General features: G+C 71.5%; 6 protein-coding genes. 5 read left to right on the forward strand and 1 reads right to left on the reverse strand.

The genetic code is table 11. The features are described from left to right. Window positions 1-51: 51 nt before the first annotated feature. Window positions 52-1,863, reverse strand: coding sequence for a glycoside hydrolase family 15 protein (locus ACWGJ2_RS38100; protein ID WP_453350973.1), 1,812 nt, complete (start codon window positions 1,861-1,863; stop codon window positions 52-54). A gap of 640 nt (window positions 1,864-2,503) precedes the next feature. Here ACWGJ2_RS38100 and ACWGJ2_RS38105 point away from each other — a divergent pair. The 5 genes from ACWGJ2_RS38105 to ACWGJ2_RS38125 all read left to right on the forward strand — a co-directional run bounded on the left by ACWGJ2_RS38105 (window position 2,504) and on the right by ACWGJ2_RS38125 (window position 11,345). Next, a complete protein-coding gene (locus ACWGJ2_RS38105) occupies window positions 2,504-4,192 on the forward strand; it encodes a CTP synthase (RefSeq protein WP_453350983.1) in 1,689 nt (562 codons plus the stop codon). 6 nt (window positions 4,193-4,198) lie between these two features. After that, window positions 4,199-4,831 (forward strand): NUDIX domain-containing protein, encoded by a 633-nt coding sequence (locus ACWGJ2_RS38110; RefSeq protein ID WP_453350974.1) that lies wholly within the window; start codon window positions 4,199-4,201, stop codon window positions 4,829-4,831. Between the two features lie 1,409 nt (window positions 4,832-6,240). Continuing rightward, complete coding sequence (locus ACWGJ2_RS38115; RefSeq protein WP_453350984.1) at window positions 6,241-8,463, forward strand: tetratricopeptide repeat protein; 2,223 nt, start codon at window positions 6,241-6,243, stop codon at window positions 8,461-8,463. 178 nt (window positions 8,464-8,641) lie between these two features. Beyond that, window positions 8,642-9,757 carry an alanine dehydrogenase gene (gene ald / locus ACWGJ2_RS38120; protein WP_453350985.1) on the forward strand — a complete coding sequence of 372 codons (1,116 nt, stop codon included), beginning with the start codon at window positions 8,642-8,644 and terminating at the stop codon, window positions 9,755-9,757. Window positions 9,758-10,298: 541 nt separating this feature from the next. Further along, window positions 10,299-11,345, forward strand: coding sequence for a ParA family protein (locus ACWGJ2_RS38125; protein WP_453350975.1), 1,047 nt, complete (start codon window positions 10,299-10,301; stop codon window positions 11,343-11,345). Window positions 11,346-11,559 lie beyond the last annotated feature (214 nt).

Here is an 11,559-nt window from a genome sequence, read left to right on the forward strand (position 1 = left end):
CCGCCCGCCGACCGCGAGAGCCCTCGGCCCTCGTGTCTCAGCTCTCGCCCCTCAGCCCCCGTACGCGCCGGAGGCCGTCAGCCGCAGCGCGGTGTCGATCAGGGGCACGTGGCTGAAGGCCTGCGGGAAGTTGCCGACCTGGCGCTTGAGCCTGGGGTCCCACTCCTCGGCGAGGAGGCCGAGGTCGTTGCGGAGCGCGAGCAGCTTCTCGAACAGCTTCCTCGCCTCCTCCACGCGCCCGATCATCGCCAGGTCGTCGGCGAGCCAGAACGAGCACGCCAGGAAGGCGCCCTCCTCGCCCTCCAGGCCGTCCAGGCTCTCGTCCACGCCCTCGCTGGAGGTCGGGTAGCGCAGCACGAAGCCGTCCTCCGTCGACAGCTCCCGCTGGATCGCCTCGACGGTGCCGATGACGCGCTTGTCGTCGGGCGGCAGGAAGCCCATCTGCGGGATCAGCAGCAGCGAGGCGTCCAGCTCCTTGGAGCCGTAGGACTGCGTGAAGGTGTTCCGCTCCTTGTCGTACCCCTTCTCGCACACGTCCCGGTGGATCTCGTCGCGCAGATCCCGCCAGCGGTCCAGGGGCCCGTCCACCTCGCCGGACTCGATCAGCTTGACGGTGCGGTCGACCGCGACCCAGGCCATCACCTTGGAGTGGACGAAGTGCCGTCGCGGACCCCGGACTTCCCAGATGCCCTCGTCCGGCTCGTCCCAGTGGTCCTCCAGATAGCCGATCAGCTTGATCTGGAGCAGCGAGGCGTAGTCGTTGCGGGCCAGGCCCGTCATATGGGCCAGGTGCAGGGCCTCGGTGACCTCGCCGTAGACGTCGAGCTGGAGCTGCCCCGCGGCGCCGTTGCCGATGCGGACCGGACTGGAGTTCTCGTAGCCTGGCAGCCAGTCCAGCTCGGCCTCGCCCAGCTCGCGCTCGCCCGCGATGCCGTACATGATCTGGAGGTTCTCCGGGTCGCCCGCGACCGCGCGCAGCAGCCACTCGCGCCACGCGCGCGCCTCCTCGTGGTAGCCGGTGCGCAGGAGCGAGGAGAGCGTGATCGCGGCGTCGCGGAGCCAGGTGAAGCGGTAGTCCCAGTTGCGCATGCCGCCGACGCACTCGGGCAGCGAGGTCGTCGGCGCCGCGACGATGCCGCCCGTCGGCGCGTACGTCAGCGCCTTGAGCGTGATCAGCGAGCGGATCACGGCCTCGCGGTAGGGGCCGTGGTACGTGCAGTGCTCGACCCACTCGCTCCAGAAGCTCTCGGTGGCCGCCAGCGCCGCCTCGGGGTCCGGCAGCGGCGGCGGGCCCTTGTGGGACGCCTGCCAGCTGATCGTGATCGCGACGCGGTCGCCGGGGCCGACGGTGAAGTCGGAGTAGGTCGTCAGGTCCTTGCCGTAGGTGTCGGCCTCGGTGTCCACCCAGACCGAGTCAGGGCCCGCGACGGCGACGGTACGACCGTCGTTCTTGTGCACCCACGGCACGACCCAGCCGTAGGAGAACCGCATGCGCAGCGCCGAACGCATCGGCACCCGGCCGCTGACGCCCTCCACGATGCGCACCAGCTGGGGCGCGTGGTCCTCGCGGGGCGGCATGAAGTCGATGATCCGCACCGTGCCGCGCGGAGTGTCCCATTCCGATTCCAGGACGAGCGAGTCCCCGCGATAGCGCCTACGGTCGGCCGGAGGCGGCTCGCCTCCGGTCGCGTGCGCGGGACCCAACCGCCAGAAACCGTGTTCCTCGGTCCCCAGCAGCCCCGCGAAGACCGCATGGGAGTCGAAGCGCGGCAGACACATCCAGTCCACCGAGCCGTCCCGGCCGACGAGGGCTGCGGTCTGCATGTCCCCGATGAGTGCGTAATCCTCGATGCGCCCAGCCACGTGCTTCTCCAGTCGAACTGCGGCTACGCCCCCATGGGACGTGCGTATTTCCGTCCTGCCCAATCGAGTGTCCGAGCAGGATACGACGGAGCGATGTCATCCGCCCCGCGGTCGCCGCAGGAGGTCTGCGCCGAAGGGGTGAGGTTCATGAGACGCCGCTCACCTGCTGCGACCCCACTGTCACCGTAGGCCCCACACCCCCGGTTTACGGAAGACGCCCGAATGACAGAGAAGCGTTGGAACACGATGCCCGAAAGCCGTGAGGCGCGGGGGAAAGTCGGCGGAAGACAGGGGCCGGACAGGGGTAGGGGGTACCGCGGGCGCGTCGGGTACTGGGGTCGGAAGCGGGAACTCCCGGCGGCTCGACGGGGACGAGAGGGGGACGGCCGGGGGTGAGCCGGGGGGCCGCCGGGGTCAGCGGAGGGGCCGGCGGAGGCGACGGCGCGGCAGCGCGCGGCGCTCCGTGCGGCACGGTCCCCGGCAGGCGCTGTTACCCTGGTAGCCCGTGGACCGGTGGGCACGCGTTCTCGAATTCTCGGTACGACAGCCCCCCGAACCCGCAGCGACGGCACCCCCGAGCATCCAAGCCGGGGCGCCGGTGCGCACCCCACCTCGCGACCACGGGAGCCCCCTCTTGGCATTGCCGCCCAAATCCATGACGACCAAGCACCTCTTCGTCACCGGGGGTGTCGCCTCCTCCCTCGGCAAGGGGCTCACCGCCTCCAGCCTGGGGGCTCTGCTCAAGGCGCGGGGCCTGCGGGTCACGATGCAGAAGCTCGACCCCTACCTCAACGTCGACCCCGGCACGATGAACCCCTTCCAGCACGGTGAGGTCTTCGTCACGAACGACGGAGCCGAGACCGACCTGGACATCGGCCACTACGAACGCTTCCTGGACGTCGATCTCGACGCCTCGGCGAACGTCACCACCGGCCAGGTCTACTCCTCGGTGATCGCCAAGGAGCGGCGCGGTGAGTACCTGGGCGACACCGTCCAGGTCATCCCGCACATCACCAACGAGATCAAGCACCGCATCCGCCGCATGGCCACGGACGACGTGGACGTCGTGATCACCGAGGTCGGCGGCACCGTCGGCGACATCGAGTCGCTGCCCTTCTTGGAGGCCGTACGTCAGACCCGGCACGAGGTCGGCCGCGACAACGTCTTCGTCGTGCACATCTCGCTGCTCCCCTACATCGGCCCCTCCGGCGAGCTGAAGACCAAGCCCACCCAGCACTCGGTCGCGGCGCTGCGCAACATCGGCATCCAGCCCGACGCGATCGTGCTGCGCGCCGACCGCGACGTGCCCGTCTCCATCAAGCGCAAGATCTCCCTGATGTGCGACGTGGACGACGACGCCGTCGCGGTGTGCAAGGACGCCCCGTCGATCTACGACATCCCGAAGGTGCTGCACACCGAGGGCCTCGACGCGTACGTCGTGCGGAAGCTGGGCCTCCCCTTCCGGGACGTGGACTGGACACAGTGGGACGACCTGCTGCGCCGCGTCCACGAGCCCGACCACGAGGTGACGGTCGCCCTCGTCGGCAAGTACATCGACCTGCCCGACGCCTACCTCTCGGTCACCGAGGCCGTACGCGCGGGCGGCTTCGCCAACAACGCGCGGGTCCGCATCAAGTGGGTCACCTCCGACGACTGCCGCACACCGGACGGCGCCAAGAAGCAGCTCGGCGACTGCGACGCGGTCTGCATCCCCGGCGGCTTCGGCGACCGCGGCGTGGAGGGCAAGGTTCAGGCCATCACCTACGCGCGGGAGAACAAGGTCCCGCTGCTCGGCCTCTGCCTCGGCCTCCAGTGCATCGTCATCGAGGCCGCGCGCAACCTCGCGGGCATCCCCGACGCGAACTCCACCGAGTTCGACCAGGGCACGGCCCACCCTGTGATCTCCACCATGGAGGAGCAGCTCGACATCGTCGCAGGTGAGGGCGACATGGGCGGCACCATGCGGCTGGGCATGTACCCGGCCAAGCTGGCCGAAGGCTCCATCGTGCGCGAGGTCTACGGCGGCGAGCCCTACGTGGAGGAGCGCCACCGCCACCGCTACGAGGTGAACAACCACTACCGCGGCGAGCTGGAGAAGAAGGGCGGCATCGTCTTCTCGGGCACGTCGCCCGACAACAAGCTCGTGGAGTACGTGGAGTACCCGCGCGAGGTGCACCCCTACCTCGTCGCCACACAGGCCCACCCCGAGCTGCGCTCCCGCCCCACCCGGCCGCACCCCCTCTTCGCCGGTCTCGTCAAGGCCGCCGTCCAGCGCCAGCAGGGCGCGGGCGTAGCCTCGGACGCCGGGTCCGAACCCGTGGAGGGCTGAGCACAGATGACCGAGCACATCGTCGACACCCCGCAGGAGTGGGAGGTCACCGCGACCGCGGTGCCTTTCGAAGGGGCGAAGACCAGCGTCCGCACGGACGACGTCGTGATGCCGGACGGCACCGTGGTGCGCCGCGACTACCAGGTGCACCCCGGGTCCGTCGCGGTCCTCGCGCTGGACGACGCGGGGCGCGTGCTGGTGCTGAGCCAGTACCGGCACCCCGTGCGGCACAAACTGTGGGAGATCCCCGCCGGGCTGCTCGACATCCCCGGCGAGAACCCGCTGCACGCGGCGCAGCGCGAGCTGTACGAGGAAGCGCACGTCAAGGCCGAGGACTGGCGTGTGCTGACCGACGTCTTCACGACGCCGGGCGGCTGCGACGAGGCGGTACGGATCTTTCTCGCGCGGGAGCTGTCCGAGGCGGAGGGCGAGCGGTTCGAGGTCTCCGAGGAGGAGGCGGACATGGAGCTGGCCCGGGTGCCGCTCGCGGATCTCGTCCGCGGGGCGCTGGCGGGTGAGCTGCACAACAACTGTCTCGTGGTCGGGGCGCTCTCGCTGAGCGCCGCGCTCGCGGGCGACGGCGTCGACGCCCTCCGCCCCGCGTCAGCGCCTTGGCCGGCCCGCCCCTTCGCAGCCTGACGGCCCCTTCGCGGGGTGCGGAAGGAAACGGGGGGTGCCCCTTCACCGGGTTGCGCCCCTTCACGGGGTGCGGGGTGACGGCCACACGGGGTGCCCGCTTCTTGTAGGGGTGCGCCTTGGCTGGTGCCCCTTTGGGGTTCGTTCGCGTGCTGGGGTCCGGTGGCACAGGTTGTGCCCACCCGTCCCGCCTTGCGGGACGATTGCCCACAACAGTTTTGGCGCCGTTGCCCGGCGGGGCGCTGTCGTGTGGCTTGGCGTCGTGTTCGGCTGCCTGGCCGGTGGCTTCGGCGCGGCGTATGGACCGGTACGTCGCGGCTGGCGCCGCGTGATTCATGGTTTCGGCCGTGGTTATGGGGTGCGTGTGTGGTGGGGGTCGGCGCCGCGCCGGGGTGTCTCCTCGGGCGTAAAGGTCTCACTTTGGCTTTCGGCCGGTGACTTGCTCGCCCTGCGGGGACCCCCCGCCACACCACCTCCCACCCGGTGGCCAACCTTCGGCCGACGCCAATTGTTGTGGGCAGGCGTTCCGCAGGGCGAGGGGGCACCTCCCAGCGGTAGCTGGGGGAGGGTGGGCACAACCCACCCACCGGCCCGCAGCACGCCGACGAAACCCCAGGGGGCACCCCGGGGCTGCGCACCTCCGCGAAGGGGGGTGGAGATTGGCCGACCCGGAGTGGCAGTGGGCCACCGGCGGGACGGGGACGCGGTGGGGTGTCCCCGCAGGTCGAGACGAACGACGGCGGAAAGCCGAAAACGAAAGCTTCACGCCGAGGAGACACCCCGGCGCGGCACCGGACACCCCCCACCCACACACCCCACACGGCCACCGGCACAAGCCAAGAACCACGCGGCGCCAGCCGCGAACAACCGGGACCACACGCCGCGCCGAAGCCACCCACCCGCACCCGGAAACGGCGAACCCCACAACGCAGGGACGCCCCCACTGGCGACGGCGCCAAATGTTGTGGGCAATCGTCCCGCTGGCGGGACGGGTGGGCACAACCCGTGCCACCGGACCCCAGCACGCGAACGAACCCCAAAGGGGCACCAGCCAAGGCGCACCCCCACAAGAACCGGGCACCCCGTGTGGCGGTCAACCTCGTACCCCGTGAAGGGGCGCAACCCGGTGAAGGGGCACCCCCCGTTTCCTTCCGCACCCCGCGAAGGGGACCCGCTGATCCGATGCAGTGATTTTCGGCCCGGTCGCGGGCCCCGCGCTCCAAGCCCGACCGCACCCGGTGAACTACGCTCGGTGCGTTCCGCGCAGACGCAGGTGGACGGGAGCGTAACCCGTGACGGATCAGGCGGTGCAGCACACAGACGCGAGGCACGAGGCGGCCTCGGAGGCGGCCCCGGATCCGGCCGGGACGCCAGTCCTGGCCACCAGTGCGACCGGTCGGCTCCCGGATCAGGTGCCGGACCAGGCCACGGAACCGGGCCCCGGGTCCGGGCCCGGCCCGAAGAGGGGGCCGGCCCCCGCCCGTACACCGGGTACAGCGCACCACCCCGCACCGCGCCCCCGCGAGGACTTCGTGGGCAGGGCCCGCGAGCTGCGGGAACTGCGGGCCGACATCGAGCGCGCCGGCCTGCACACGCTCTCGGGCCGCCCCTCCCCGCACAGCCGCGTCCTCCTCATCGCGGGCCGCCCGGGCTCGGGCCGCACCGCGCTGGCGGAGGAGTTCGTGCGGCGCAACGCCGACCGCTGGCCCGGCGGCGTGCTGCGGGCCCGCCTGACGGATCCGGGCGGCGTCCCCGTACCCCCGGAACGCACGGCCCGCGACCTCCTCGCCGCACTCGGCGCGGCGCCCGCCCCCGCCGGGGCGGACGAGGACGAGCTGTACGAGGCGCTGCGCGAAGCGCTCGGCAAGCGGCGCGTGCTGCTGCTCCTCGACGACGTCGCCTCGCCCGAGCAACTGCTCGACCTGCTGCCGGACACCCGCGACTGCCTTGTCGTCGCGGTGGGCGCGGGCCCGCTGACCGGCGTCCCTGACGTCCGTCCTTGCACGGTCGGCGGACTCGACCGCACGGCCGCTGTCCAACTGCTCGCGCGGCGCTCGGGCTCCGCGCCCCGCATCACCGTGGACCCGCGCAGCGCGGAGGCGCTGGCGGAGTCGTGCGGGGATCTGCCCGCCGCGCTCGCGCTGGCGGGCGGGTGGCTGGCCTCCAGGACCAAGCTGTCGGTCGCGGACGCGGCCAGGCGGCTCGCGGGCGCCCCCCAGTCGGATCCGCTGGAGCGGGCCTTCCGGCTGGTCTACGACTCGCTTCCGCAGACCGCCGCGCGCATGCTGCGCCTGCTCACTCTGGCCCCGGCCGGTTTCGTCGACACGCACACGGCCTCGGCCCTGGCGGGCTGCTCGGTCGGCGTGGCGCGTTCCACGCTGGACGAGTTCGTGAAGCTGGGCCTGCTGCACCCCGTACGTGCGCAAGACGATCCGCACGACGCCCCGCACGACGCCCCTCACGGCGAGCGCAAGGACCGCGCCCCGGCCGTCGAGACGGCGGCGGGGCCCCACTACGCCCTGCCGCCCTGTCTCGACCCCCCGCTGCGCGCCCTGCTGGCGCAGCAGGAGCGGCAGGGCGAGGTGCTGCTGGCGCGGGCGCGGATGCTGGAGCGGACCGTACGGCAGCTCCAGGCGTGCCACGCCGTCACGCGCCCGGAGGGCTCCGCCGCGCGCGAGCAGTTCGAGGGCATGCCCCGTGCGTTGCGCTTCGCGTCGGCGGCCGAGGCCGGTGAGTGGCTGGAGGTGCGGCGGCCCGCGCTGCTGGCCGCCGCGCGGCTCGCGGTGGACGAGGGCGGCGGCGAGCTGGACACCCTGGCCCGCAGGCTGATCTCCGCGCTGGCCCGTGCCTTCGACGCGCACCGCACCCCCGAGGCGGCGGCGCCTGAGCTGTACCGGCTGCACGAGCTGGTCCTCGGCGTGGCCGAGCGCGGCGGGCTGCACCGCGAGCACGCTGCGGCGCTGCTCAACCTGGGCGATCTCGACGCGCACACGGGCAGGCTCACGCAGGCCGTCACCCGCTACCGCGCGGCGCTCGACGCCTCCCGGGCCGACGGCAAGGACGGTCCGGCGACGGGCCGCGCGCTGGAGTCGATCGGCGGCACCTACGCGGAGCTGGGCGACTGGGCGCGCGCGGCCGACTGGTACGGCAGGGCGCTCGCGCTGCGGCTGACGAACGGCGAGCGGGAGGCGGCGGCGCGGCTGCACGGCCGCATCGGGGCCGTGCACACCTTCGGCGGCCGGTTCGGGGACGCGCTGCGCGAGTGGCGGGCCGCCGCCGCGGCATTCCGCAGGCTGCGGGATCCGCAGGCGCACGCGCGGGCGCTGAGCGAGGTGGCGCGGGTCCAGGAGTACGCGGGCCGCCCGCAGGAGTCGCTGCGCATCTGCCGTCTGGCGCTGAACGCGGCCAAGCGCGCCAAGGACGGGCGCCTTGAGGGGGCGCTGCGGCTGCGGCTGGCCGACGCCTGCGAGCGGGTGGGCGAGACGGCCGAGGCCCGCGAGCACAGGGCGGAGGCGGAACGCCTGCTGGGAGGGCCCGGGGGCGAGGGTGCGCGCACCGATGGTGGCGACCCGGCGACCCGCAGTCGTAACACTGAGGGAGCCTGCGAAACCCATAGTCAATCCAAGAAAGATTGACCCTTTACAAGGCTGGACAGCTCAGGATCCTTCATTAGACTGGCTGAGCCGAGGCCGTCCCGGTCGCTTCCGGCATTCCCCCTATGTGCCCTGATGAGGTGGGATGCGCCCGGCTCCCTGCCTTCTTCGGAAGTCTTCTGAAGCCCCGAGACCCCCAGATTCAAGGACCGTGATCGACGTGAAGGTCGGCATCCCCCGCGAGGTCAAGAACAACGAGTTCCGCGTGGCCATCACCCCGGCCGGGGTGCACGAGCTGGTGCGCAACGGCCACCAGGTCTACGTGGAGCAGGGCGCTGGAACGGGCTCGTCCATCGCGGACGAGGAGTACGTCTCCGCGGGCGCCGGCATCCTGGCCACGGCCGATGAGGTGTGGGCCACCGCCGATCTGCTGCTCAAGGTGAAGGAGCCGGTCGCGGAGGAGTACCACCGCCTGCGCAAGGATCAGACGCTCTTCACGTATCTGCACCTCGCCGCCTCCCGCGAGTGCACCGACGCGCTGCTGGAGTCGGGCACCACGGCCATCGCCTACGAGACCGTCGAGACGGCGGGCCGTCAGCTTCCGCTGCTCGCCCCGATGTCCGAGGTCGCGGGCCGCATCGCTCCCCAGGTCGGCGCGTACCACCTGATGGCCTCGGCCGGTGGCCGCGGCGTGCTGCCCGGCGGCGTGCCCGGCGTCCACGCGGGCCGCGCCGTCGTCATCGGCGGCGGCGTGTCCGGCTGGAACGCCACCCAGATCGCCATCGGCCTGGGCTTCCATGTGACGCTGCTGGACAAGGACATCAGCAAGCTGCGCGAGGCCGACAAGATCTTCGGCACCAAGGTGCGCACCGTCACCTCGAACGCGTACGAGCTGGAGCGCGCGGTCATGGAGGCCGACCTCGTCGTGGGCGCCGTGCTGATCCCCGGCGCCAAGGCGCCGAAGCTCGTCACCAACGAGCTGGTGTCGCGCATGAAGCCGGGAAGTGTCCTTGTCGACATCGCGATCGATCAGGGCGGCTGCTTCGAAGATTCGCGTCCGACGACGCACGCGCAGCCGACGTTCAAGGTGCACGACTCGGTCTTCTACTGCGTCGCGAACATGCCGGGCGCGGTGCCCAACACCTCGACCCACGCGCTGACGAACGCCACGCTGCCCTACATCGTCGAGCTGGCGAACCGGGGCTGGCGCGAGGCGCTGCGCCGTGACGCCGCGCTGGCCAAGGGCCTCAACACGCATGACGGCGAGGTCGTCTACGGGCCCGTCGCCGAGGCGCACGGGCTGCCGAGCCGCGATCTCACCTCGCTGCTGGGCTGATCGACCGCGGCTCGGCCGCAGCCCGGAAGCCGACCCGGTGCGTCGCGGTCAACCCGACGCGTCAACGTCGGCAACATCACGTCACCGGCCGGACCTTGCCGTGCGAGGTTCGGCCGGTGGCGTAACCGATGGCACACCGCCGACCCTGTGGCCATGGCTCAACTCGCCTTGAACGTCACACTCTCACCGTTTTGCCCACCCGGGAAACGGGTCCGAGTGCCCTCTGTGCCTCTTGACATCAGGGTGTTGACTTGCCGACACATCGTGCCGTCTCCGGCGGATTGTGTTGCTGTGAACCGCCGACACGCCATAGAGTCGCCAACCGTCGGCATGGTGTCACGCTGACCTGTCTAGAAGTTTCCTGGTCACCAAGGAGGTAGGACGACTTGTGAATGAGTCGACATTTTCTCCCGGGGGTGGTCAACCAGGAGCGCCTGCGAGGGACCGGGGTCCCTCGGGGCCCGAGGCTGTCGGCTCCGTCGCCGTCCGCACCTTCGCATCCCGTCAGAACTCCACACCGAACACGACAGCCCACCAGAGCATGGACGGCCACCACGTGAACGCCATGGCCGGGGACCCCGCGGGCGGCCAGTCCGCCGAGCGCGTCGCCGACTACAGTGACCCGAAGTACGCCGTTCCGCACGGCGAGCTGCCCGAGGGGCACTTCTACGACCCCGACGCGGAGTACGAGCCGGACCCCGAGTACGCGGCCACCCTCGCGCCCGACGCCGCGCGTCAGCGCCGCGAGCGCGTCGGCCCGACCGGGCGCCCCCTCCCGTACTTCCCGATCCCCGGACCCGTCAACGAGCACGGCCCGGCGAAGATCATCGCGATGTGCAACCAGAAGGGCGGCGTCGGCAAGACGACGTCGGCCATCAACCTGGGCGCCGCGCTCGCCGAGTACGGACGCCGGGTGCTGCTCGTCGACTTCGACCCGCAGGGCGCGCTCTCCGTGGGCCTCGGCGTGAACCCGATGGAGCTGGACCTCACCGTCTACAACCTGCTCATGGAGCGGGGGCTCGCGCCCGACGAGGTGCTGCTGAAGACGGCGGTCGCGGGGATGGACCTGCTTCCCAGCAATATCGACTTGTCGGCCGCCGAGGTCCAGTTGGTCAGCGAGGTGGCGCGTGAGTCGACACTTCAGCGCGCCCTGGGCCCGCTGCTGAACGACTACGACTTCATCGTCATCGACTGCCAGCCCTCGCTGGGCCTGCTCACGGTCAACGCGCTGACGGCCGCGCACAAGGTGATCGTGCCGCTGGAGTGCGAGTTCTTCGCGCTGCGCGGTGTGGCCCTGCTGACCGAGACGATCGAGAAGGTGCAGGAGCGGCTCAACCCGGAACTGGAGCTCGACGGCATCCTCGCGACGATGTACGACTCGCGCACCGTGCACAGCCGCGAGGTCCTGGCGCGGGTGGTGGAGGCGTTCGACAACCACGTCTACCACACGGTCATCGGCCGCACCGTCCGCTTCCCCGAGACCACCGTCGCCGGTGAGCCGATCACGACGTACGCCTCCAACTCCGTCGGTGCCGCCGCCTACCGCCAGCTCGCCAGGGAGGTGCTCGCCCGGTGCCACGCCGAGTGAGTCTGCCGGCAGCCGACGAACTGTTCCGTACCACCGGGGGATCCGCCGTCCAGCCCTCGGCCCCCCAGCAGGAGAACCAGACCAACGGTGAGGCACCCCCGCACGGCGGCGGCGGGCCCCGGGGGGGCGCCCGGGGGGGCGGCCCCCCCCCCCCGGGGCCCGGGGGGGGGGGGGTAAAAAAAAAACAGCCCCCCAGACCCCCCAACATAGGGGA

Source organism: Streptomyces sp. NPDC054796, assembly GCF_053611545.1.